The organism is Bacillus sp. ISL-34 (assembly GCF_018613325.1).
GTDB lineage: Bacteria > Bacillota > Bacilli > Bacillales > DSM-1321 > Peribacillus.
On record NZ_JAGGQJ010000013.1, the window covers coordinates 155691 to 181956 of the forward strand.

At 40.7% G+C, this 26266-nt stretch carries 22 protein-coding genes; 2 read left to right on the forward strand and 20 right to left on the reverse strand.

Translation table 11 applies throughout. From position 1 onward, the window contains the following. Positions 1-82 precede the first annotated feature (82 nt). From J7E52_RS12610 to J7E52_RS12620, 3 genes are all read right to left on the reverse strand, one after another. Positions 83-2059 carry a TRAP transporter permease gene (locus J7E52_RS12610; RefSeq protein WP_214746888.1) on the reverse strand — a complete coding sequence of 659 codons (1977 nt, stop codon included), beginning with the start codon at positions 2057-2059 and terminating at the stop codon, positions 83-85. 10 nt (positions 2060-2069) lie between these two features. Next, a complete protein-coding gene (locus J7E52_RS12615; RefSeq protein WP_214746801.1) occupies positions 2070-2576 on the reverse strand; it encodes a DUF1850 domain-containing protein in 507 nt (168 codons plus the stop codon). A gap of 85 nt (positions 2577-2661) precedes the next feature. Next, on the reverse strand, positions 2662-3636 hold the full coding sequence (locus J7E52_RS12620) for a TAXI family TRAP transporter solute-binding subunit (RefSeq protein ID WP_214746804.1): 975 nt from the start codon (positions 3634-3636) through the stop codon (positions 2662-2664). Between the two features lie 433 nt (positions 3637-4069). Here J7E52_RS12620 and J7E52_RS12625 point away from each other — a divergent pair, with 433 nt between their 5' ends. Continuing rightward, positions 4070-4981 carry a LysR family transcriptional regulator gene (locus J7E52_RS12625; RefSeq protein ID WP_214746807.1) on the forward strand — a complete coding sequence of 304 codons (912 nt, stop codon included), beginning with the start codon at positions 4070-4072 and terminating at the stop codon, positions 4979-4981. Between the two features lie 312 nt (positions 4982-5293). Here the strand turns inward: J7E52_RS12625 and J7E52_RS12630 are convergent, their stop codons facing one another. From J7E52_RS12630 to J7E52_RS12650, 5 genes are all read right to left on the reverse strand, one after another. After that, a complete protein-coding gene (locus J7E52_RS12630) occupies positions 5294-6286 on the reverse strand; it encodes an NAD(P)/FAD-dependent oxidoreductase (RefSeq protein ID WP_214746810.1) in 993 nt (330 codons plus the stop codon). A 205-nt stretch (positions 6287-6491) separates the two neighbouring features. Beyond that, on the reverse strand, positions 6492-6740 hold the full coding sequence (locus tag J7E52_RS12635) for a ferredoxin (RefSeq protein WP_133345650.1): 249 nt from the start codon (positions 6738-6740) through the stop codon (positions 6492-6494). A 101-nt stretch (positions 6741-6841) separates the two neighbouring features. Beyond that, positions 6842-7636: an alpha/beta fold hydrolase gene (locus tag J7E52_RS12640; RefSeq protein ID WP_214746813.1), complete on the reverse strand. Its 795-nt coding sequence runs from the start codon at positions 7634-7636 to the stop codon at positions 6842-6844. 193 nt (positions 7637-7829) lie between these two features. After that, complete coding sequence (locus J7E52_RS12645) at positions 7830-8618, reverse strand: SDR family NAD(P)-dependent oxidoreductase (RefSeq protein WP_286197706.1); 789 nt, start codon at positions 8616-8618, stop codon at positions 7830-7832. A gap of 363 nt (positions 8619-8981) precedes the next feature. Further along, positions 8982-10262 carry an MFS transporter gene (locus J7E52_RS12650; protein WP_214746816.1) on the reverse strand — a complete coding sequence of 427 codons (1281 nt, stop codon included), beginning with the start codon at positions 10260-10262 and terminating at the stop codon, positions 8982-8984. 436 nt (positions 10263-10698) lie between these two features. Between J7E52_RS12650 and J7E52_RS12655 the strand changes: the two genes are divergently transcribed. Beyond that, on the forward strand, positions 10699-11721 hold the full coding sequence (locus tag J7E52_RS12655; protein WP_214746819.1) for an NAD(P)H-dependent amine dehydrogenase family protein: 1023 nt from the start codon (positions 10699-10701) through the stop codon (positions 11719-11721). Between the two features lie 219 nt (positions 11722-11940). On the opposite strand, the gene J7E52_RS12660 is transcribed toward J7E52_RS12655, so the two are convergent. From J7E52_RS12660 to hutU, 12 genes are all read right to left on the reverse strand, one after another. Further along, positions 11941-12696 (reverse strand): IclR family transcriptional regulator, encoded by a 756-nt coding sequence (locus tag J7E52_RS12660; protein WP_214746822.1) that lies wholly within the window; start codon positions 12694-12696, stop codon positions 11941-11943. 156 nt (positions 12697-12852) lie between these two features. Next, complete coding sequence (locus J7E52_RS12665; RefSeq protein WP_309476884.1) at positions 12853-13848, reverse strand: 5-oxoprolinase subunit C family protein; 996 nt, start codon at positions 13846-13848, stop codon at positions 12853-12855. Then, positions 13845-14603 (reverse strand): 5-oxoprolinase subunit PxpB, encoded by a 759-nt coding sequence (gene pxpB, locus J7E52_RS12670; RefSeq protein ID WP_214746824.1) that lies wholly within the window; start codon positions 14601-14603, stop codon positions 13845-13847. Before pxpB ends, J7E52_RS12665 begins: the two co-directional genes overlap by 4 nt. Before the next feature lie 22 nt (positions 14604-14625). Further along, positions 14626-15417: a putative hydro-lyase gene (locus J7E52_RS12675; RefSeq protein WP_214746826.1), complete on the reverse strand. Its 792-nt coding sequence runs from the start codon at positions 15415-15417 to the stop codon at positions 14626-14628. Between the two features lie 90 nt (positions 15418-15507). Continuing rightward, positions 15508-16647: an NRAMP family divalent metal transporter gene (locus J7E52_RS12680; protein ID WP_214746897.1), complete on the reverse strand. Its 1140-nt coding sequence runs from the start codon at positions 16645-16647 to the stop codon at positions 15508-15510. A gap of 121 nt (positions 16648-16768) precedes the next feature. Then, positions 16769-17527 (reverse strand): LamB/YcsF family protein, encoded by a 759-nt coding sequence (locus J7E52_RS12685; protein ID WP_214746828.1) that lies wholly within the window; start codon positions 17525-17527, stop codon positions 16769-16771. Between the two features lie 271 nt (positions 17528-17798). Further along, a complete protein-coding gene (solA, locus tag J7E52_RS12690) occupies positions 17799-18938 on the reverse strand; it encodes an N-methyl-L-tryptophan oxidase (RefSeq protein WP_214746830.1) in 1140 nt (379 codons plus the stop codon). A gap of 94 nt (positions 18939-19032) precedes the next feature. Then, positions 19033-20592, reverse strand: coding sequence for a histidine ammonia-lyase (gene hutH, locus J7E52_RS12695; RefSeq protein ID WP_214746832.1), 1560 nt, complete (start codon positions 20590-20592; stop codon positions 19033-19035). A gap of 81 nt (positions 20593-20673) precedes the next feature. Next, a complete protein-coding gene (locus J7E52_RS12700; RefSeq protein WP_214746835.1) occupies positions 20674-22059 on the reverse strand; it encodes an MFS transporter in 1386 nt (461 codons plus the stop codon). 283 nt (positions 22060-22342) lie between these two features. Next, entirely contained in the window at positions 22343-22495 is a 153-nt protein-coding gene (locus tag J7E52_RS12705; RefSeq protein ID WP_214746838.1) for a hypothetical protein, read from the reverse strand. Between the two features lie 222 nt (positions 22496-22717). Next, positions 22718-24016: an imidazolonepropionase gene (gene hutI / locus J7E52_RS12710; protein WP_214746841.1), complete on the reverse strand. Its 1299-nt coding sequence runs from the start codon at positions 24014-24016 to the stop codon at positions 22718-22720. Further along, complete coding sequence (hutU, locus tag J7E52_RS12715) at positions 24016-25689, reverse strand: urocanate hydratase (protein ID WP_214746844.1); 1674 nt, start codon at positions 25687-25689, stop codon at positions 24016-24018. The genes hutI and hutU overlap by 1 nt, the downstream gene beginning before the upstream one ends. Positions 25690-26266 lie beyond the last annotated feature (577 nt).

Below are 26266 nucleotides of genomic sequence, written 5' to 3' on the forward strand. Positions count from 1 at the left end.
CGTTCTCAATGATGTTTCACTTCAAAAGATCACCCCCTAAAGATTCAGCTCTACCCTTTACTTCCGGATCGATATTCGTAGACTAATTTTTCTCTATGCTTTGGTTATTTCCCAAGATTTTGGAGCTGTCGTGATTATTACTCTTCCAAAGATATTGTAAAGCCAATAATACGATAAAAGCGGATACCCCAACGATGTCTGATATCGTTTCAGGATAGATTAATAGTAAACCAACGATTATAGCGAGGACTCTTTCCACCCAGTGCATCCCCCTCATCCAGTACCCTATAACACCCGCACCAATTGCAACCATGCCTGACATTGCTGTAAATACGACCCAGACAACCTCCATCCAAGTTGTATCGATCATCAGCATTTGTGGGGAAAGAACAAAAATATATGGAATGATAAATGCAGCGATAGCGAGTTTTGATGACTCAATCCCCGTTTTTATCGGTTCACTGCCCGCTACCCCCGCCGCTGCAAATGCCGCTAATGCAACTGGAGGAGTTATATCCGCTATAATCCCAAAATAGAAGACAAATAGATGTGCAGATAAATCAGGGACGCCAAGTAAAATGATCGCAGGTGCTGCAATCGTCGAGGTGATCACATAGTTGGCAGTTGTAGGTGATCCCATTCCCAAAATAAGTGCCGCTACCATCGTTAGCATCAGTGTTGGAATCAAATATCCACCAGCCAAATCGATTAATCCATTTGCCAGCTTCAGCCCTAGCCCAGTTTTCGTAACGATTCCTACAATAATGCCTGCTGCTGCTGTTGCAGCTGCAACAGCAAGTGCCGTTCTAGCTCCATCCACCAATGCATAAATGATATCGATGAATTTCATGCGGACATCCTTGTTTATGAAACCTACAAGAACCGAGATAGCAATGGAATACAGTGCTGCATGTGTAACCGTAATATTCAGCATGAGCAATAAAATAATGGCAAGGATCGGTATAAGTAAATAAAATTTGCCGAACACTTCCTTTTTACTTGGCATCTCTTCTTTCGTTAACCCACGCAGCCCAAGTCGTTTCGCTTCAAAATGGGTCATGATCCAAATTCCTGAAAAGTAAAGGATAGCCGGAATCGCAGCCGCCTTTGCTATATCCCAATACGTTATCCCATTCCCAATGAACTCAACCATTAAAAATGCCGCTGCCCCCATTATCGGAGGCATCAATTGACCGCCTGTCGAAGCTGCTGCCTCCACTGCCCCAGCGAATTCCTTCTTATATCCAAGATTTTTCATCATGGGTATCGTAAATGCTCCTGAAGTGACAACATTAGCTACAGAGCTTCCGCTAATCGTTCCTTGCAGGGCACTTGAAAAAATCGCAACCTTTGCAGGTCCCCCTATCCTTCTGCCGGCAATGGCGGTTGAGAGATCATTGAAGTATTGACCCACACCTGTTCGGACCAGAAAGGATCCAAACAGTAAAAATAGGAAGATGAATGTCGATGACACCGCTAACGGAGTACCTAAAATGCCCTCTGTCGAGAAGAACATCGTTTGCACCAAACGTTCTAGAGTTAAACCGCGATGCGCAAGGAACCCTGGCATATACTGTCCAAAAATTCCATAGAAAACGAATAATAAAGCAATGACCATAATGGGAAGTCCAACTGCACGCCTAGTTGCCTCTAAAACTAGCAGAATGGCCATTAAACCAACCGCAAAATCCAATACGCCCAAACGTCCTACATTCATGACGATATCCTCGAAAAATAAGGGCCAATATGCACCTACGCCTATACTAAGGATCGCTAAAATGATATCGTACCAGGCAGCTTGAAATTTCCCTTTTTGACGCTTCTTCCGGTTTGCAGGAAAAAGTAAAAAAATCAAGGAGAGTGCAAACCCTAAATGTATCGTCCGTTGGATTTGTGCTGTAAAAACACCAAAAATAGCAGTATATAATTGGAATAACGAAAAAGCTAAAAGTCCAAAAAACGCAATATGACCCAAGATACCAGTTAATTTCCTTGTCCCGGCTTCTGGATCATACTTTTCCAATAACTCCTGTTGCTCTGCTTCGGTTAAATATTTCATTTTTTCATTATCAGCCACTAATCTTCACTCCCTTCAACTGCTCCCATAATGAAATGCTTTCCGATGAAATCCTGACCCATGTTCCTGGTTTAATAAAGTCTGCCAATGTATATGTTTTTTCATCATATACCAATCTATGGTTAGCCCTGACTCGTCCTACTCGTAAATCTATATAAGTGAAATTGCGTTTCATATTTTTTATGAAGTAGGTACCGTCTTTTTCTTCGAATACTTCTTCCCCCTCTGCATTGGAAGGCATACCGACTGCAAAATCATGATAAGCAAGTTCGGTTTGTATGATTTGCTTATCGGAAAAACGATATGATTCCAGTACATCCGAAAGGTGGATGGAGTGGGCATACTTAATCTGGAAATTTTTTCCGCTTTTCAATGGTAAGTACGCCACTAATTCCCCTTGGTCCTGGTAGGAAAATGCAATGACATGTTTATACGGAAAAAATAATAGAAATGCGATGATCAGAGGTATACCAAACGCCATGAATATCTTGAATTTCATAGGTACCTCCTTTCAAAAACCGAAATCCCATTCAGAAAAAACAAAGCCGATAGGCCACAAAAAGCGAGCTACCGACCCAATTGCATTACTTGGAAACACCTTTTTCTTTAAAGTATTTTGCTGCGCCAGGATGAACTTCCATATCCCCTAACCCTTCAAGTGCAGTCTCTGCTGTAATGAACTTGCCTTTTGCATGAGTGATTTGATCTGTGTTGTCATAAACAGCTTTAGTCATTTCATAAACTAAATCTTCATCAAGATCCTTTGTAACCACTAACATAGCTTTAACTGCTACTGTTTTCACCTCGGATTTGATTTTGTACGTACCGCTTGGAATGGTATCTTCTGCATAGTATGGATACTTTTTAACCAAAGCTTGAATCTTGTCCTCTGCAATAGGCAGAATCATAATATCATTTTGTACGGACAGCGCCTCAACTGCACCAGTTGGTGTTCCTGCCGTAATGAAGGCTGCATCAATATTTCCTGCTTGGATTCCTTCCGCCGACTCATCGAAAGATAGATTTTGTCCTTTTATATCTTTCTCAGACAACCCATGGATCTCCAGGATTTGCATGGCATTGATGTATGCACCTGAACCCGGTGCACCTACTGATACTTTTTTACCCTTTAAATCCTCAATTGATTTAATGCCACTTTTTGCTGTCGTTACAATTTGAACCGTTTCAGGATATAGAGAACTGATTGCTTGTATATTGTCTATGGGTTTCCCGTCAAACATTTCTTTTCCTTCCAGTGCGTATGCGGCGATATCCGTTTGCGAAAAAGCGATTTCAGCTTCTCCAACTCTTAAGGTTTCCATATTTTCAGCCGAGGCACCGGATGTCTGAGGTGTTATATTAGCATTTGTTTTATCGGAAATGATTTTTCCAATTTGTCCTCCGAGTGGATAGTATGTACCTCCCGTTCCACCAGTCAACAGACTCAAGTTTTGGTTACCACTGCCTGAGACACCTTCATTACTGTCTTTGCAAGCCGTGATAATACCGGTGACCGTCAAAATCATCACTAATAAAAAGTACTTATGAAATTTTTTCATAAAACTCCCCCCTCATGTGTTTTCATCATCTGCAAAAGATGATACTGTTATTATTCTACCGACCACCTCACTTTCCCTTTTTTTACAAAATTAGACACACCCTTCAAAAGCACTAGTAATACATTAATAAGTTTTATAGAAATCAAATCAACAAGCATAAATGTGTAATAACACCTATCAAAAAACAGGAAATCCAGATATTAAATGGGAGTATTTTACCTTTTATTGACCATTCTTCCTTTATTTAAGGATAATATTGACTCTTCCATTTTAGAAATATATTATTGTTATAAACTTATAAGTCTATGTTATAAAATGATTATCCTAGCACTTCTATCCTTTAATCGTTATATCCAGTTTTTGGTAGAAAGGGAATTAAAAGTCCACCCTTTCTTAGCCTTGTATTTTAAATCCAACTGAAGTGGGTGATTGTTTGAATTTTCTATCCCTCCGCTATTTCATAGAGGTTTCTAACCATCTTAGTTTCAGCGAGGCTTCCAAAACCCTGCATATATCCCAGCCCGGACTTAGCCAACAGATTTCATCCCTCGAAAAACAATTAGGCTTTAAACTATTGAATCGAACGACAAGAAAAATTACATTGACGGAAGAAGGAGAGTACATCTATACAAAACTTGCTCCTTCCTTTGAAGATATTGAGAAAACAGTGAATTACATAGTTGAAAATAAAGCCATCCCCAAGCCTAAACTGAAGATTGCTACCGTCCCCTCTGCAGCTAGTATATATATCCCGAAGTTATTGAAAAAGATAGTGGGGAAATACCCGGAAACAGAGTTTTACGTGCATGAAACAACATCCTCAAGAGCTGTAAAACTCGTAAACCAACAAGATTATCATATCGGGTTCATCCGAACGCCCATTCACAGTAACATCATCGTCAATGAAGGATTAAGCATGATTGAATTCATGAGGTTCCCTTTACAATTAGTCGTCTCCATTGATCATCCACTAGCCCAAAAGGATGCTATACATTTATACGAAGCAAAAGATGAACCTTTTATCCATTATGATGCCGTTCAAGCACACTCCCTTCAATTCCTTTTGGAAAAGGCTTGTCTGACAGCTGGATTTTCACCAAAAGAATTATGTAAAGGCTCTGAATTACTGACGATCGCCAATCTAATATCCAATAACCTAGGCGTAGCCCTCATGCCGGAAGATATGGTGAGTTTGCTGGGAAAAAGCCAAGTAAAAGCCTTGGACATCGATAACTCGGAATTATCCAGTTCCATATCGGCAGTTTGGAAAAACATGGATGCATCCATTCTGACCAAGCATATTTTGAAAACGTTAGAGAATGATCATGAATTTAACGGTATATGAGATTCTTGATTGGAAAAAGCTGCGAAACGACTCGGGGTGAAATATATTTTTGGAGTTCCTGGAATTTGTCATCGAAGAATAAAGCGGAGTATCACTATACGGGCATTGCTTAAAACAATCTAAAAAGACGAATTCCTAGCTGAGAAGGAATTCGACTTTATTCTTTCAGTCATATTAGCATGTTCCCTTTGTTAGGCAATAAAATCTGAAAGACTCAATTTACTTTTCATTTATATAAAAATCAAGTCAATCGAGCCTCCCTATCAATTTATCACTTTTTATTTCTGAGTCTCGCTATGTTTTAGCTATAGATCAACCAAATAAGGACGTACTATGCAACGGCTGAACTTTCGCCATAGGATCAATATAGGCTTTGGCATTATTGACTGCTGTAGGACCTTCACCAAATCCGGAAGCAATTAATTTAACCTTTCCATCATACGTACAAATATCCCCTGCTGCGTAAATGCCTGGTATATTCGTTTCTTGTTTGGAATTAACGACAATTGCATTTTTGTTGATGTTTAGTCCCCATTCTTTAATCGCACCAAGGGAAGAGACAAAACCATAATTAATAATTAAATCATCTACGTCAACCACTTCTTTTTGTTGAGTCTTAGAGTGTTCTAAAACGATTTGCGTAATTCTATCTGAGCCTACCAGTTCTGAGGGAATATAAGGTGTTTTGACCTCAACAGAGGAATTCACTAATTTTTCCACACTATGTTCATGGGCACGGAATTTATCTCTTCTGTGTATCAATGTTACCTTTTCGGCAATCGGCTCTAACATAAGGGCCCAATCAACAGCAGAATCTCCGCCTCCAAGAATCGCCACTTTTCTTCCTTGAAAGCGGTTCATATCATTCACGAAATAATGCAAATTCTCATTTTCGAACTGTGCTGAATCTTCCAATTCCAGTTTGCGAGGCTGAAAAGCTCCATTTCCAGCAGTAATGATTACTGATTTAGAGAAATGAGTATCGAGGTTTGTAGTGATTTTAAATGTTCCGTCTGCTTGCTTTTCCAGCTGTTCAACTGCTTCTTCCAGACAAATTGTTGGTTCAAATACTTTCATTTGTTCTTTTAAATTATCTATCAATTCCTGTGCCCTTACTTTTGGAAATCCAGCTATATCATAAATGAATTTTTCGGGGTAAAGAGCTGAAAGCTGTCCTCCCAATTGAGGCAGACTTTCAAGGATTTTCACCTTTGCTTGCCTCATTCCTCCATAAAACGCCGTAAACAAACCAACTGGGCCGCCGCCAATAATTGTTATGTCATAGACCGTTTTTTCTTCTGTCAATGTAATCACTCCTTGTTCTTCTAGGTTGGTCAGGTTGTAAGGGGTAGACTTGTATTGTTACTACAAGTAATTCTTCCTTTTTCCAGTTCCCAAATGATGGATAAGGTGAATATCCACCCTTTTCAAAACAATCTAGAGATGTCAATTTCCTCAGTTTGAAAATCTAGAAAGCTATTAATGTACTCATTGATTAAACCTAGAAATATTATTCAAATTTATTAGGATTACCATCAAAGGATACTTGAGCCACTTTTATAGAATCGGTTGGACATCCTTCTGAAGCATCTATCATATCTTCCTCGAGTTCTTCAGGTATAATCGCTGCCCCAACATTATTATCCAATATAACAAACGCAATACCTTCTTCATCGTAATCATAAATATCCGGAGCTGAAGCACCACAAGCTCCGCAAGCAATACAAGTTTCTTTATCTACGATGGTGTAATTAGCCATTTTCACTATCCATTCCTCTCTCTAATCTAGAACCTGGTTTTTTACTAGGCATTTATTAATAAGGGTTTTAGAAGCCTAAAGCGCTCCAATTCTTTTTTTCCTTACCCAATATCGTTTAAAAATTCCAAAATGCTTGAATTAAACTTTTCAGGATTTTCCTGATAACATAAATGACCGCCTTCTGGAATTATCACTAGCCGGGAGTTCATTAATTCTTCATGAATTGCTTCCGACTCCTTTAAAGGAGTTACAGTATCCAACTCACCACAAATTACTAGAACAGGAACATCTATATGAGATAACAAACTCATTTGATTTAGATGATAAAGTGAATATGCTACCGAACGATATCCTGCCGGTCTTATCTGTGTCATAATCTCTTTTACTCGTGTATGGACTTTTTCTGAAGCATGGGGAGATAGCAATGCTTGTATCCTCTTTTCAGCGATCTCCTCAGTCGAAAGATTTTCAATTGAAAATAATCGATTTTTCAATTTCGTCTCGTTCTCCTCTGGAGTTAGAGCAGCAGCCCCTCTTGTCGAATCTGCTAATATAAGTTTATTAATCTTATTAGGGTACATGCTACAGAACTCTATCGCGATTGCCGCTCCCATGGAATGGCCAAGCAGATGGATTTTTTCCAACTTTAGCTGATCTAGCATGCCATTCAGAATACGTGCAAACTCTTTAAAACACTTAAATTCTGTGGCTGGATCTGAACTTTTCCCATAACCCGGCGCATCCCATGCAATTACTGTATAATGCTCCTTTAATTTCTGGATTTGCTCCTTCCATGACTGTGAATTATTACTCATGCCATGTAATAATACTAAAGGTTCTCCATGACCTTCTATTTCATAATGAATGCTTAAATCTTCTACTGTTACGTATGGCATAATATCAGTCCCCCTTTTAGGTAAATCTCTTACTCTTAAAATACCTATACTTGAAATATCTTTCTTAAAATAGCGAATGATTCACTATATTTATATTTCGCTTGGAAATAGCTTTCGTTTTGATCCTATAAAGAAAGTGCTTCCGTTCCTGGTTTACAATTTAGCTAAAACAGTATGAAAAAACTGCGCCAGCTTAGCCAAGTCCTCGTACTGACAATCCGCCGTCGCTGGAAATGACCTCACCGGTGATCGCGCGTGATTCGTCGGAAGCTAACAGTACATACGCTGCAACGTGATCTTCCGGCATCTGGGCAAGTTGAAGAATATTCCGTTTTTTTATGTTGCTTGCTTTCGTATCATTATCGACGATTTTCACAAATGGACGCAGCGGCGGGATCACCGTAAGTGCTGTCAAAGTCCCCCCTGGGGCTACTGCATTTACCCGGATGGAAGGAGATAGTTCGAACGCAAGCTGACGCATCAATCCAATCTGGGCGTGTTTGCTCGCTGTATACCAAACACCGCCGCCATCTGGATAAAAACTTGCACCGGACACAGTGAAAATAATATTGCCATTTGTTTTTTTCAGTTCTTCAAGAGCGGCTTTCGCTCCGAAAAAAGAGCCTTTTACGTTAATATTGAGCAGGAAATCATACGCTTCGGAAAGCGCCTCAGGAGTCACATCGGCAAATTTGGCAAATCCATCGAACACGCCGGCATTCGCAACGAAAACATCCAACTTTCCAAATTGCTCTACAGTAGCTTGGACCACTTGCTCATTGTCTTCGTATTTGCTTACATCTCCCTGATAAGTAAGGATATTTTCCCCGAATTCTTCTTTCATTTTCGCTAACGTGTCTTTAGAGCGGCCGATAATGCTCACTTTTGCTCCTTCTTGTATAAAACGGCGAGTGACAGCCTCTCCAATTCCAGAAGCTCCCCCTGTAATCAATACGACTTTATCTTTTAAGGCCATGCCCATTGTCTCCACCCCTTCTGTTATCTTTCAAACGTTGAACGGTTATACAAAGAACGGTTCCATTCAAGTGTACGGTCTTGTAAGCGAGCATATATTTTTTCATAACGACTACACTATGTTTTATGTATAAAACAATGTTTTTCATATAAACAATTCTAAAATGTAATCGCTTTATTGTCAATGTAAAAAACTGAAACAAACGTTCGGAATACACTACTTATATTCTATATCAAGCTGTGGTTATCCATACTACTGTGTACTCGTCAATAAGTATTCAAGATTGTTTGTGGTTTCTCAGTAAGATTCTAGCGCCCCTATTACTGAGAAACCGTTAAAAAAAACGTATTATTTTGACTTTTTAGCGCTCTATAGTGTTACTTTGTTTCCTTTCGTATTACTTAGGTGGTAGTCGGCAACTTCTTGTTTAATCATGAACAAGTATGCCACAAACCCAAGAATGGCTGCTACAATCAGCATGGCAATGGAGGGACCAAAATCACCGCCAGACAAATCACGGCTCCACCCCATAATATAGCTTGAAAATCCACCCATAATATTTGTGAATCCCATTAAACCGGCTGCGCGGCCCGCTGTTTCAGGTGTTGAAAATTTGATGATGAAGAAATTGGTCAGATGAAACATTCCTCCCTGAGTTCCCATGGCGAGCCCCATGGAAACGCCGGCCAAAATAGGATTTGGTGCAATGACAGCGATTGTCAAAAATACAGCTGTTAGTATGAAAAGAATCGTCGCAAGCAAACTCGGGCGCTTCGTTTTGTCCGCCAGAAATCCGCCAGCCAGCACAAATCCAAGCGCGAATAGCCACGATAATGAAGTAATACCAGTCATTGCTTCCCTTTCAAACCCTTTGGCCTCAACGAGATATGTAGGCAGCCAAATACTGATTCCAAAGAAAAGAAAAGACGACATCAAATTACCAAACCAGACAATCCAATAACGATAATCCTTTGCGAAGAATTGCTTCGACTGCACATCATCCGCTTCGTCTTTTTGGCGAATATAGGAGACTTCTTCTTTACTCATGCGTGGATGCTCTTCTGGCGTATTGCGAGCCAAAAACAGGAACATTGGAATATTTATAAACAAGTTAAAAGCGGCGAGAGCAAAGAACGCGGCCTGCCAGTGAAACGTTGAAATAATTAGAATGAGCATAACGGTACCCACTGCCGGGCCAAGGTAGTTTCCAGTTATCCAGAATGACTGTGCCCTGCCAAGCTCTCGTTTATTAAACCAATTCGAAATGAATTTACCCGATATCGGGATCATCATACCTTCCCCAATTCCGAGGATGACCCTGCTAATTAAAAACATTTCGTATGAAGTGGACAGCCCTCCCATGACCATTGTCGCTGTCCATACGAGTAAACCTAAAACTGCTGTTTTCCGTGCCCCTAACTTGTCGATAATAACTCCCCAAAAAATGTTGGAACAGGAGTATGAAATCATGAATATAAAGGAGATCAAGCCAATTTTCGCATTTTTATCCGGGCCAGTTAAACCAAGATCACTTAAAAATCCCGGATCGGTTTGGATAACAGAGATGCCTACTTTGTCAATCTGACCGAAAAACCAAAAGAAAAAAATAGGAATCGCAATGTACAACCATCTTTTTTGACCTTGTAACATGTTATTTCCCCCTTATAACTGGCTCTTTTGAATGCGCTTTCATGATTTTGATAAAGAAAATTCCTATCAAACTTCATCAACTCCCCCTTTCAAAAGATAGCAGCAACTCTTGTTTTATATAAAAAACAATGTTACCAATATTTAATGTTATATTGAATTTTCATAATAGTCAATAATATTCAGATTAATATTTTTCCAACTGAAAAAAATAGTTTTATATACAAAACTAAAAAAGGTGTTGTTTCGATGAAAACTTCACAATTCCCGCGAAAAGTAACCCTAAAATTGAAGTGTGATTCTCCACTATATCACCTCATTCATTACTGTCTTTGCTTTTATAACGATTAATTATAATTATATAAAAATTAACTATTTTTATAATTTAGCACTCAATGTTAGCATTTTGTTATAAGTTATTTGAAAGGATGAGAGATGAATGAACATGCACTTTTCTGAATTCGCAGTATTCGGGCTGGGCCCCATCGGAATTGAAATTCTACGCAGTGCTTATCAAACGAATCCGCAATCGATTATCGGTGTTGTCGATATTGATCCCGATAAGGTAGGAAAGGATATTGGCTTACTAATCAATGAAAAGGAAACGAACAAGAATGTAGTTTCGCATATACAGGAAGTAAAAACTGAAGCCGACCACCCAATTGCCCTACATGCAACAGGATCCAACGCACAACAAGTATGGCCCCAAATCAAAGAGCTTCTAGATCACGGCTTTTCAGTGGTTTCCACCTGTGAACAGCTTTCCTTCCCTTGGCATCGCTACCCTGTACTTTCAAAGGAAATAGATGATTATGCTAAAGCTAAGGGGCTTAGTGTCATTGGGACAGGAATCAATCCCGGGTACATCATGGATACTATGGCCATTTCATTTACAACAGTATTGACCACGGTTAACCACATTAAGGTCAATCGTAAAGTTGATGTTTCGAAACGGCGCCTCCCCTTACAAAAAAAGGTCGGAATCGGGATGACCAGAGAAGAGTTTGAAAACTTGGTTGAACGGAATAAAATTGGGCATGTAGGACTTGAGGAGTCTGTCAGGTTAATCGCTTATGGGCTGAATTGGAAACTTTCAAGTGTAATCAATACCATTGAACCAACGATTGCAAGCGAAAATATGACCGTTCCGCTAACTACCTTAAAACCAGGGGATGTTAATGGGCTTCATCAAATTTCCATTGGCAAGACCGTGGACGGAAAGGAAATTTCCTTGGATTTAACGATGTCTGCAGGTATTAAACAAGAAGATGAAATCGTTATTGAGGGGAACGAAACCCAAAGGCTGATTGTTCCAAACGGTATCTTTGGAGATACCGCAACCGCAGCAATGATTATCAATACCGCTAAGCAAATTGGTGCCCTCCGTAAACCAGGTTTACTTACAATGGCTGACATCGTGGTGCCGAGAAATATAAATCAATCTGACTTTGTGCGTATTTAATGCTGACCAACAATCGTTCGTATCCGTCTTATTATATAAAAAAAGGTGAACCCCGAATGGTTCACCTTTTCTTTTTAGTTCAGCTGAGCATGCCAACATGACAAAAAAACCACCATAAGAGGTGGCTTTACTTCCTTCGTTTAGGAATCGACTATTTTATGTAAGTTATCTTATATCAGGAAAATATATTCCGAAATTGACATGATTTTTCTATTTTCATTAATGTGTTTGAGAACCAAGTTTCACGGAAATGGCCTTGGCGGCTTTCGTTACTTTGTCAATCAATTCAGGCAAGCGATCTTCCTGAAATCTTGCTTCAATCCCAGCCACACTAATACCAGCTACTATTTGATTTTTGCCATCGAGTATCGGTGCACTCACCGCTTTTGTATAATCCTCAAGTTCTGATGATGTTATCGTGTAACCATTCATTCTCGCTTCACCCAAAGAATGACGGAGTTTCGTTTTATCCGTTATCGTTCCAATGGCGATTGGTTTTAATTGAATGCTTTCCAAATATTTTTCACGCTCTTCTTCCGGCAGATACGCTAGAATGATTCGAGAATCGCCAGCGTACAATGGCGAACGCCTTCCAATGGAGGTATAAAGACGTACAGGATGCAGGGTGTCCACCTTTTCAATATACATCGCTTCATCCTTATCCCTCACAATTAAATTCACTGCTTCTTCAACATCATCCCGAAGGTCTTTCATGATGGGATAGGCGATTGACCTGATATCCAAACGCTCCCCTACCAGTTGGCCAAACTGCAGAAATATCAGTCCAAGTGAATAATGGCCATCATCATCCTTTGTTAAAAACCCCATTTCCTCCAATGATCCCACCATACGGTGTAACGACGTTTTCGGCAAATTGGAAAGTTCCATCATTTCATTAAAGGTGAGTTTCGGATGATTTATGAAAAGAGTTAAGATTTGCATGGATTTCACGACAGTTTTATTATGTGCCTGCATACATTGTCTCCTTTCATGATACATGTTTTCCTTAACTATCACTCTATTATAAAACATGGAAGAAAGGATGTGATACCTTCAGTAAATATATATTAAAGCGGGAACAAAAAAAGAAAGCCTCTTAAAGAGTACTTTCTCATCGTTTGCGACCGGAGTTCATATATCCAGCCATTTGTTCAGGGCTAAGGAAATCGAAACCTGCAATTCCTTCAATTGTCGTTCTTTTTGAAGCAAAAGCTTTTCAGCCTCCTTTAAGTTCACCCGTGAGAACTGAATGGATTCCCCTGGTTTAACCTGGGCGATACTTGGTAAATCTGCCGTAATCACCTGAGCTATTTTAGGATATCCCCCCGTTGTTTGGCTATCTGCAAGGAGAATGATCGGGTTTCCATCAGGAGGAACCTGAACGGACCCATTTGTGACCGCTTCAGATAGTAACTCCCCATTATTCTTTAATTCCAGTGTGGGGCCTGATAATCTATATCCCATGCGGTCGGATTGATTGGAAACTTTAAATGCCCCCGCTACAAAACTATCTTTACTTGAATCTGTGAAATATCCATATTGGCTTCCATCGATGAAACGGATGAGAGGTTTTCCTCCTGGCATGAACTCCTTCTCATTGACAAACCAATTTGGGAAGGAAAATGACCCTTTGAACGCCCGATCTCCAAGAACTTTCGAAGGTTCGTTAAACTCCAAGACATCGTTAGCCTTTAATGCCCTCCCCATAAATCCGCCAATCCCAGCCCTTAGATAAGTGCTTTTGCTATCCATCACTTCAGGAATAGTGAAACCTCCCGCCACTGTTAAGTAAGCCCTGCAACCTGATTTACACCCTTCAAATCGAAGCATCGATCCATTTTTTACAAGAATGGGCCTCCACATCGGTACAACCTGATTATCGATTGTAGGTGTTAAGTTTCCACCCGTTATCGAAATCAGGCAATTTTTCTCGACTTTAATGGTCGGCCCCATTAATGTAATTTCCAAAGCCGCTTCTCCTTCTTCATTGCCAACCAGCATATTGGCAATTCGTAAAGAATGACCATCCATTGCCCCGCTTACAATCACCCCATGTTGCTGAAATCCTTTCCTTCCAAGATCTTGTATACTTGTCAATAATCCCGGTTTGATTACGCGCAGGCTCACTGTATCCCCTCCTTAAGAATCATTTCTTTATATTCTTGATCCGAAATCGGATGGAACTTCACAATGTCTCCTGCTTGTAATAGACTTGGAGGATTTACATTCGGTAAAAATAGTTTGGTTGGCGTCTGTCCGATCAATTGCCATCCACCCGGTGTTGATATAGGATATACACCTGTTTGCATACCGGCGATTCCTACTGCCCCTGCCGGAATGGTCGTTCTGGGAGAGGAACGCCTAGGTGCCGCGATTTCTTCTGACAGTCCGCCAAGAAACGGGAAACCTGGTGCGAACCCAATCATATAGGCCAAATACTCCCCGGTTGAATGAATATGAATGACTTCATCAGTAGTCAAATCATTATAACGGGCAACATATTCCAAATCCGGTCCATATTCCTTCCCATAGCACACGGGAATGGAAACTGTTCGATGTGAGAGTTTCTTATCTTCTTTTAAATCCTGTAATTTCATTTCCAAGATGGAACGGACCACTTCATAAGGAGATACGGTTTTCGTATTATTGCTTTGTGTTTGATTTTTATAAATAACAAGGGGATCATAAAAAACCGTTAAATTGGTAAAAGCCGGTACACATTCTATAAACCCGGCAAAAGGTTCATCTTCAAGTAAATCCATTAACAATTTTATTCTTTTGTGTATACTGTATTCCATTCCATTCCCGAATGTAATCACGATAGCGGAATCGCCCAATGGAGAAAGTGTACATGTAGTTTTATTCAATAGCTTTTCCGGCATAGGACTCATCTCTTTCTGTCAGTTATAAAACTCCTAATTTTTCATCACGAATGTCCGTTATGAACATATGTCCAGGTGCATGCGTGATCATGATCTCCGGTTTGGTCTCCATGGCAATGGATTGCGGCGTTACACCGCATGCCCAAAAGACCGGGACTTCCCCTTCACGAATCGTTACCGGATCACCAAAATCCGGATGCTGTATGCTGGAAACACCGATCGCTTCAGGGTCACCAATATGGATCGGAGCCCCATGTACTGCAGGAAACCGTGATGTCACCTGAACTGCCCTCACCACATCCTTTTGTGGAATCGGCCTCATGCTAGCTACCATTTTCCCATGAAAAATCCCTGCTTCAATACACGGAATATTGGTTTTATACATAGGTACATTGCATCCCTCTTCAATATGACGAATCGCTATATCATTATTCAAAAGGGCGTGTTCGAAAGTAAAGCTGCACCCGATTAAAAATCCAACCATATCGTCTTCCCAGTAGTTTGAGATATCCGTTACTTCTTTCACTAATTCTCCATATTTATATACCCTATATTTAGGTATATCCGTGCGTATATCCCCAGAACTTGCTGCAAATGCGGGAATGGGTGAACCGATTTCCGTAACGTCCAGCAACGGACAGGATTTGGGGTTGCGCTGACAGAATAATAAAAAATCAAAAGCATGCTCTTTTTTTAAGATGGCTAAGTTCGCTTGTGCATAACCGTTAGCCATGCCAGCAGTCGGTTTTATCAATTCGTTGTGTCGAATCATTGAACGCAATTCAGCCGGGGTAGCTTGAGAAAGATCAATCATTAGTATTCATCTCCTATTAAGAACTGGCAGTCAGTGACAAACTGGCACGCCGCCTCCACCTGTATTTATTGGATTTTCATTCAATAATCATTAAAAAAGTGCGGGCAGTTGTTTCATTAATGTATATACACCCATTAACGCCATGATGACTACCACGAATACACCGGAAATCGTTAACCATAAAGGATGCTTATAATCACCCACGATGTTTTTCTTATATGCGGCAATTAGTAATGTTCCAAGGGCAATTGGTAAAATGAGTCCATTAATGGCCCCGACTACAAGCAGTACCTTAACCGGTTGACCAATTAATAGAAAGCAAATGGTCGATAAGACAATAAAGCCAATGATTATCCAATTAGCCTTATTATTTATTTTTTCGCTGAATGTTCTGATAAATGAAACGGAAGTATATGCCGCTCCAACTACTGATGTGATTGCGGCAGCCCACATAACGATACCGAAGATTTTATATCCTACATTACCAGCTGCGAGTTGAAAAACGGATGCTGCAGGGTTATCGGGATTAATTTGTAAACCTTTCGAAACAACACCCAATACTGCTAGAAATAAGGCAACACGCATGACCGTCGTTATAAGTATCCCCATTACCGAGCTCTTCGTGACCTGTGGTAATGAGTCAACGCCCTTCACGCCAGCATCCAATAGACGATGGCCTCCCGCAAAAGTAATGTAGCCGCCTACAGATCCACCCACTAATGTAACAATGGCGATAATATCGATTTTATCAGGCGCAAAGGTCTTCACTACCGCTTCCCCGACTGGAGGAGAGGTTGTCCAAGCAACGTAGATCATTAAACAAATCATGAAAAATCCGGCAATTTGCGTAAAACGATCCATGGCTTTTCCTGCTTCTTTCACTACAAAAATCAGTACGGCGATGACTGCACTTATTGCTGCCCCGGCTGTTGGGGATATTCCCGTCATCGCATTAAGTCCTAATCCAGCTCCAGCTATATTTCCAATATTAAATGCCAGCCCGCCCATAACGATCAGAGCTGCCAGTACATAACCCAGCCCAGGAAGGACCATGTTTGCAATTTCTTGACCCCGTTTTTCAGATACAGCAATAATGCGCCATACATTTGTTTGGGCAAATATATCAAGAATGACCGAAACAAGAATAACGAATCCGAAACTTGCCGCAAGACTTTGTGTATAAACGGTTGTTTGCATTAAAAAACCTGGACCTATTGCCGATGTTGCCATTAGGAATGCCGCACCTAACAATAAAGTACGGTTTGTTTTTGGCTTAGTCGGATTCTTTTCCTGTGCTATTTTATTTTTGATTGGCTCCAATGGAATCTACCTCCTGATGGTTTTGATTTTTTCAAGAAAAAGACTTGACTGTTATTTCAGATAATTGCAAAGATTCTTTAACATGCCGAGCAAAGGATAAAGCATGTGCCCCGTCACCGTGAATACAAATGGTATCTGCTTTTAAAGCCACATCTGAGCCTTGTTGAGACTGAACCTTCCCTTCCTTCACCATACGTATGACCTGCGCAACGGCATCATCATCGTTTTCGATCAATGCGTCCTTTTCCAGTCGGGAAGTCAATGAACCATCATGTTGGTAGGTACGGTCGGCAAATACTTCACTCCCGGTTTGCAATCCGATAGCCTGTCCCGCACGTATTAATTCACTGCCCGACAATCCAAATAAGATAAGCTCAGGATTCACTTTATATACCGCCTCGGCAATGGCCATGGATAACCCTTTGTCCTTTGCGGCCATATTGTATAAAGCCCCATGCGGTTTCACATGCTGCATACTTCCGCCTTCGGATTGCAGAAAGCCATTTAATGCACCAATTTGATAGACGACAATATCATAAGCTTCCTGTGGTGAAATATTCATATTTCGTCTGCCAAATCCTATTAAATCCTGTAAACCTGGGTGTGCCCCGATTTTGACATCTTTCCCTAAAGCAAGCTGAACCGTTTTTCTCATGACTGTCGGATCACCAGCGTGGAATCCACAAGCTATATTGACAGATGTTACATAATCCAAAATTTCTTGATCATTTCCAATTCGGTAAGCGCCAAAACTTTCTCCTAAATCACAATTCAAATCAACCGTGTTCATACTACCCTCTCCTTTATTAACGGAAAATTCAGTAAATAATCCATGTAAATATGTAAGTACTCTTTCAATCACTTAATTGCATTAGTTCCGAAATTCGGACCTATAGTTTCATATTTCGGAATATTCTCATTCTAGCATATTTTAATTATTTCGACAATGGTTTGTTAGATAACCTAACATTATAGTTGGATATAAGTAATAATAATAAAAACCGTTGTTTCCTTTGAAAGGAAGCAACGGCCATGATTACAGAATGAAAATTTGGAGTATATTATGACAATGAATTTTTAAATCGATTAATAGAAAACAATGAAATATCTTCCTTGCTCGTACCGGAGATAATCAGGTCACTCAAAATTTCCCCCATGACACTGCTGAATTTAAAACCGTGTCCAGAGAAACCTGCTGCTATGGCAATGTGTGGATAATAAGGATGTTTATCCACTATAAAATGCTCATCAGGGGTCATGGTGTAGATGCAAGTTTTCCCATATTTCATTTTTTGATCAGCAGGCATATATTTCCGCAAAAACTTCACCAAATCTCCCTCATCTTCATCCAATTCACCAAAACCTTCAATACAGCCATCAGGATTTATACGGGTTCCCCCATCATGTCTCCCTACTTTCAAACCAGAACCATTTATACAGGGAAAGCCATAGTATGTACCAATTGAAGTATCAAAAGAAAAAGCCGGAAAATCATTATGATTATATAATTTTTCATTTGCATGAAACCAGGCAAACGTTTTTCTAATGGGTTCCAGCGGCAGATTTAAATCCAACATCGACAGTATTTTCGGGGCCCATGCCCCAACTGCAACCACTAAAGATTCTGAGTGGAATGTCTGTTCATCCGTTTTAACCGTGACCCCATTGCTGTGAACAACTATCTTCCTTACTTCACTGTTTACAATAATGTCGGTACCATGAGATTTCGCAAGTTGTTGATACGCTCTTATGCACTCTTCACTTTTCAATACGCCCGAAGTCGATTCATAGCACCCAATGTAGTCTTCCGGCAGTGTTATACCAGGCCATCTATCATGAATTTCATGTGAATCCAAGATTTCCATAGGTAACCCATATTCCTTTGAACCTGATTTCACTTGCTTGATGAAAGTCGAGTTTTCGCTTCCAGCATTCAGGACCCCCGTTGGAAGAAATAATTGTTGCCCCGAATTTATTTCCAATTCACCCCATAGCTTTTGGGATTTAAGAGCCAACGAAACATACTCCCTTCCTTCACCATAAGCATGTCTAATAATTCTTGTTTCCCCGTGATGGCTGCCCTTATTATGAGGAGGAGCAAAGGAATCCAATAATAATACTTTTTGTCCATTTTTTGATAGATAATAACCTGAAGACATTCCCATGGATCCAGCTCCAATTACAATTACATCATAGTGCATCTTACATCCCTCCTCCTTTAAATATGATCCTTCATTGGAAAAAAAGGAAGCCATTTTACCTTATTAAATAAAGTAAAACAGCTTCCAAATGGTTTTAGAACTCTATTTCCCCGATCGCGGTTTCAACGATCTTCACTATTTCCCCTTCATGAATTTGCCTATATATCGCTTCGATGTCAGGATGAAAAAAACGATCTTCTTCAACCATCGGGACTTCGCTCCGAACTAATTGATATACCCCCTCCGTAACCGGTGACGGCTTCAGGGGCAGATGAAAATCCATTGCTTGCGTTGCCGTCATCAGTTCAATGGCTAGAATATATTCAAGTTTCTTCGAAATCCGATAGGCTTTCTTCGCAGCGAAATAGGCAAAACTTATCACGTCTTCTTGATTTGCGCATGTAGGGATATTATCTATAGTGGCTGGATGCGAGAGCACCCTGATTTCATTTAATAGCCCGGCAGCTGTATATTGCGGAATCATGTAGCCACTATTCAAACCTGGATTAACGACCAAGAAATTAGGTAATTCACTAAGGTGATGGTTTACAAGCCTATCTATTCTGCGTTCTGTTATTTTTGCCAAGTTTGCTAACGCAATGGATATCGTATCCGCATAAATCCCAACAAATGAACCATCAAAGTTCCCGGCCATCAGGGCAATTCCATCTTCCTCTTCCGGAAAAATCAGAGGATTGTCACTTACAGAGTGCATTTCATTCTCAATCGAAACAGCAGCGTCCTTCAATACTCTTTTTATGGCTCCATGGACTTGTGGAATGCATCGTAAGCTAAGTGCATCTTGTAATCTATGTTCCTTGTAAGTTTCAATGATTTGGCTGCCTTCCAGAATCCTTGTTACATTTCTGGCTGTCTTAGCCTGTTCCTCATGTTTTTTCAATGCGTGGGGACGGGGATCAAATGCATTTATTGTACCTTTTAGCACTTCTAAGGACATAGCTCCCGTAATGTCGGCAGTTTTCGCCGCTTGCATGCTATTGTATAAAGCAAGGACAGCCATCGCAGTAACGGAAGGAGTTCCGCTTATTAGAGCCAGTCCTTCTTTACAGCCAAGCGTAACTGGCTTCAATCCAGATTGTGCTAACGCATCCTTTCCCGGGAGAAGCTCATCATTGTGCCAAGCCCGTCCCTCCCCGATCACCAATAAGGCCATGTGTGCTTCAGGGGAAAGATACCCCACAGACCCCTCACCTGGAACATAGGGAAGTATATCGTGATTTAACAGTGAAGCGATAAGCTTTAAAACTTGTAAACGGACCCCTGAATAACCCTGGCCTAAATTCACGAGGATCATCAATTGAATGGCTCTTACGACTTCTTTTTCAAGCGTTTCCCCTACTGAAACAGCATGTGAACGAACAATATTCCGTTGAAGGGTTTCTGCGTCTTGTGGAGAAATCACCTCTGTCATATTACTGCCAAAACCTGTCGTTACACCGTAAATCAATCTATTATCATCTAAAAACTTTTCTATTAAGCTTCGTGATTTATCCACCCTTTCACAATATGCATCAGTGAAAGTAACTTTTGCACCATATCTTGCAACCGCAATTACCTCTTGGATCGAGATGGCACCATCCCCTAGTAAAACCTCTTTAATATCGATAGGATGTAAACAATCGGTAGTTGTCATCCTTACACATCTCCTCTCATATGACTCATCAAGAAGGAGAAAAAGTTTGGTCCTTCTCATTTATTTGCTGGACAATTAACCTTATGTTAATTTCTTATTTTCTGTTAAGGGAATATCGGTTCTCTTTGGATTGTTCCCCGCTTCTAGCAAAGGGTCACTCGCTTCATGTAAGGAAAGATTCTTCGTTTCTGGTGCCCAGGCAATCGATACGATCAAGCCGATTAGCAGAATGGCTGCCATTCCTGCCATTGAGGCACTTAATCCGAATGAACTTAAAGAAACAGGCAGCAGAAATGTTCCAATCGCAGAACCAATTCGACTAATTGCCGTAACCATACCTATTCCCGATCCACGAATCTCAGTTGGAAAAAGCTCAGCCGGGTATACTAATGTAAGGTTCGATGCTGCTGACATGAAAAAAGTAAAGATCAAGAAGGCTGTCAACATTAAGAATTGAGAACCATTGTGCAAGAAGCTGAGAGAAAACAATGAAACGGTTAGGATCGTGAAAGCCCCGATGGTAAATCCTCTACGTGAAAATTTTGCAAGCAACCAAAGACCAAAAATTGCCCCAACAAGCAAAAATAGATTTAACATTGTATCGGCAAAAAAGTTTTGTTCAAAACCCATTGTACTTAGTATGGACGGCAGGAAAGTGTAGATTGCAAAATACGGAATAACAAGAGTTAATTTGAATATTCCACCAAAAGCCATGCGCTTACGGAGCTTTTTACTGAAGAGTCCACGAAATCCTAGCGTCTTTTGATTTTCAGTGCCAGTTGTCGTTTCTCCCATTTCAACGTTCGGTCCAAGGTGTTTTTTTACAATCTGGCGAGCTTCTTCGACGCGCCCCATGCTTACAAGCCATCTTGGTGATTCAGGTGTTCCTATTCTTAAGATTAAAACCACAATAGCCGGAATGGCAGCACTGACAAGCATCCAACGCCATGAGTCTGAACCAGCCTGTCCCAGGTAATGACCAACAAAGTTTGATGCTACATATCCAAGCGTCCATACTACGTTTATAGACGCGAGGAGCGAGGAGCGATACTTTTTTGGTGAAAACTCGGCGAGTAAAGTCGTACCGACAGCGTAATCTCCTCCAAGTCCAAAACCAATTAACAACCGTAAAATAAAAAGCTCTTCTGGACTGCTAACAAAAAATTGTAAAATAGTAGCTACCGTGATAAGTAAAAAGTTTACGAGAAAGATTTTCTGTCTGCCTACGCGATCAGAAAGTCTTCCAAGTATTAAAGATCCCGCAAACAGGCCGATTAAAGCAGAACTGCCGATCAGCCCTGTCCACATCGCATTCATATTCATTTGAGGCCCGAATACTGTCAGGGCCATCGCAATGATCCCAAGGGAATAGCCATCACAGAAGCTAGAACCGAATGTAAGTCCTGCAATTCGAAAATGAAACTTTTTAAATGGGGCATCGTCTATAGTGAATTTTTGTTCGTTCAAAGAATCCCCTCCATTTTTTGATTTATCAGATTTATGGATTAAACCCTGAAATTAAATGAATAGATTTCAGTTCACACTAAATAATGATATTTTACTGATCTTATGAAACAAAGAATGTACACCTGCATGCATGAAGTTTTGCTCTTACTGGCAGTTTTCATTTTATGGTTAAGACTAGTACTATAATGGAAATCCAGCAAAGAATATTATGAAATAATAATCTTTTTATAATTTATTTCAATTCATTCTACCTTTTTTGTCTTTTTATTTATGACTATATGTTTTAAGATTCGACCAATTGTAAATCATTGAAATAAATGACTTCACTAAGGATTTTACAACCCTCTAATACCTCGAATTTTTCCCTAGCTTCCTTTTCTGTGGTAAACTCAAACATTTTTATGCCATTTTTTGAATGGATAGTGATTATCCACATAAAATTCCCTCCACATGGAAGATTCATTTCCACGATTTCCTTAAAACACTTTCATTTAATTTCACTGTAAAGCAGTAAAGTGTTTAACGCTGGCAATGGGTAGGATGATAAACCTCCATCCTACGATTCCATTGCGTTTGATAAATACTTCTAAAAGCCCATTCCATCCGCTGAATTTTTCAGCGGATGGAATGAGTAGACATTGATTGAGAATAGTGATTTTTAAATGCCAGTCAGGCTTTTGGAATCAGTCTTCACTCTTTCATTCACAACTTGAACACCGTTTTTCCATACAGTCTTAACATGATTAACCCCAAATAAATATTGCAATTCCTGATAGTTTTCAACATTCCATAAAACGACATCAGCTTGTTTTCCAACTTCAAGCGAGCCTATCTTTTCTTGTCTGTTGATTGCACAAGCAGCATTGTATGTTGCCGCCGTAAGTGCTTCAGCAGGGGTAAGCCGCATCGAGATGCATGCCAGGTTCATGACAAGAGGCATAGAAGTCGTCGGCGAGGATCCAGGATTGCAATCGGTCGAAATGGCAACAGCTACACCTTCATCAACCATTCGGCGTCCTGGGGCGGCTTCTTCTCTTAAATACAAAGCTGTGGCTGGAAGCAAGCAGGCAATGGTTCCTGACTTAGCCATGGCTTGAATTCCCTCTTCGGAAGCCTTTAATAAATGCTCAGCTGAAATGGCCCCAATTTTGGCAGCTAGTTCCGCTCCCCCGTATGGCTCAATTTCATCGGCATGAATTTTAGGGATCAAGCCGTACTTTTTCCCCGCCTTTAGTATCCGCTCTGATTGTTCAGGGGTAAAAACCCCCTTTTCACAAAAGACATCATTGAATTCAGCAAGCTTTTCTTCAGAGACGATTGGAAGCATATCATTAATCAGATGATCGACAAATTCATCCTCACGGCCTTTATAATCCTTTGGAACCGCATGTGCTCCCATAAAAGTAGGAACTAGATCAATCGGGTGCTCTTCCTGTAACTTCTTCATCACCCGCAACTGCTTCAATTCGGTTTCCAAATTCATTCCATAACCGCTTTTACCTTCTACTGTAGTCACGCCATGAGCAAGAAACGAATCAAGGCGTCGTATGGTTTGTTCCATCAACTCTTCTTCACTTGCTTCCCTTGTCATGCGGGTGGTAGCATGAATGCCCCCACCTGCGTTCATGATGTCCATATATGTTGCGCCTTCTAGACGCATTTCGAATTCACGCTCACGACTCCCGCCATATACAACATGCGTATGGGGATCAACAAGCCCCGGTGTCACCAAATGGCCAGTTGCATCAAAGACTTCAGCTTCATGCATTCTATCTGCATAGAGTTCTTCCAATTCCTTGGTCGTACCGATCGCTTGGATCAAACCAGATTCCATCCATATACTTCCATCTTCAATCAACCCAAGCTCTGACATTGCCTCTTTGGAACGAGGACCTTTCCTATCAGAGGTAAGGGTAGCAAGTTGAGCGGCATGTTTTATCCAAATTGGTTTTGTCATTATTTATCAATTCCTTTATCAAGCATCGGGATATTAATACCTCTTTCACGGGCTGTTTCCTCTGCCAGTTCATACCCTGCATCAACATGACGCACTACACCCATCCCAGGGTCAGTTGTCAACACTCGCTCAATCCTGGCTGCTGCTTCTTTTGTGCCGTCTGCCACAATTACAACGCCTGCATGCATGGAGTAACCCATTCCTACGCCGCCGCCATGATGTACGGAAACCCAGGTTGCACCGCCCACTGCATTCACCATTGCATTTAAGATCGGCCAGTCGGCCACTACATCGGAACCATCCTTCATGGCTTCCGTTTCACGATTCGGCGAAGCGACAGAGCCAGAATCCAAATGGTCACGCCCAATCACGATCGGGGCCTTCAATTCACCGCTTGCAACCATATCATTGAGGATTTTACCAAAGCGGGCGCGCTCCCCATAACCAAGCCAGCATATGCGGGAAGGCAGACCTTGGAATTGGATTTTGTCTTGAGCCATTCTAATCCAGTTACATAAATGTTCATTATCAGCGAATTCGCGTAAAATGGCTTGGTCTGTTTTATAAATATCTTCAGGATCACCAGATAAAGCGACCCAGCGGAATGGACCTTTTCCTTCACAAAATTGTGGACGGATATACGCTGGAACGAAGCCAGGGAAGTCAAAAGCATTCTCTACGCCTTCATCTTTCGCAACCTGACGGATATTATTGCCATAGTCAAACGTCACGGCTCCTTTTTCCATCATTTCAAGCATCGCTCTTACATGTTTGGCCATTGAGGCTTTAGAGAGTTTAATATACTCTTCTGGATTTGCATTCCGTAATTCTGCAGCCTCCACCATTGACAGGCCTGAAGGAGTATATCCATTTAGCGGATCATGGGCCGAAGTCTGATCCGTCAAGACATCAGGAATGAAGTTCCTTGCGATCATTTCCGGAAGAATATCTGAAGCATTCCCAATCAAACCAATCGATAATGCTTTCCCTGCAAGTTTAGCTTCATTGGCTAAACGAATGGCTTCATCCAATGAATCCGTTTTCACATCGGTATAACGAGTCTCGATCCTCCTGTCAATTCTTGTCTCATCTACATCGATCCCGATACAGACACCGCCGTTCATCGTAACTGCCAGTGGCTGTGCCCCTCCCATTCCGCCTAAACCTGCCGTTAGAGTAATGGTGCCTTTTAACGAGTTATTGAAATGTTGTTTTGCAAGCTCGGCAAAGGTCTCGTATGTACCCTGTACGATTCCTTGAGATCCAATATATATCCAGCTGCCTGCTGTCATCTGCCCATACATCATCAATCCCTTTTTATCAAGTTCATGGAATGTTTCCCAGTTCGCGTATGCAGGGACGATATTTGAATTTGCAAGCAGGACACGCGGTGCATCCGAATGCGTTTTAAAAATGGCTACCGGTTTCCCTGATTGGACAAGTAAAGTTTCATCTTCTTCAAGCTCTTTTAGTGATTTGACGATTGCATCAAAGCATTCCCAGTTACGAGCTGCTTTCCCAATCCCTCCGTATACCACCAAATCTTCTGGACGTTCAGCAACTTCAGGATCCAAATTATTCATAAGCATTCTAAGCACTGCCTCTTGTTGCCATCCTTTAGTATGCAATTCTGTTCCAGTATAACGGATAACCTTGTTTGTAATCGTGTTCATTTTCATTTCCCCCTTGTTATGTTATATATTCATTCTATAAGAAAAATTCAGAATAATTAATTATAGTTTAATGATTATTTTATAATTTATTTTAAGTTTTTGTAGTTAACTTTATTTTTTTATGAATAATTTCATTAATTACATTGTTATGAAATAAATAAAAAGGACGATTCATTTATTGAATCGTCCTTTCAGACTGTAGACAAACTCGATGAAAATCGAGTTTGTCTACAGTCTTTTTATGGCTTTTACAATTTGAACGTTGATTTCCACTCCAGGCACTCGCTTTCCGCGGGCGGTCCGGGAGCCTCCTCGGCTTGTGCCTGCGGGGTCTCCCTAGACGCGCTTTTCCCGCAGGAGTCTCGCACCTTTCGCTCCAATCAACTCTGTTATAAAATTTAGATAGAACCTCTTTTGCCTACAGTCTTTTTTGTTTTAAAATGGAAGTATTAAAACTTGAGGTGATGAGGATGCTTTCTAAACATGATTCTATTCAGCGAGATCAACTTGAAATGATTACTTTAGATCAATTGGTGCCAGCGAACCATTTGGTTCCTAAAAATGAGGCTGCCAATGA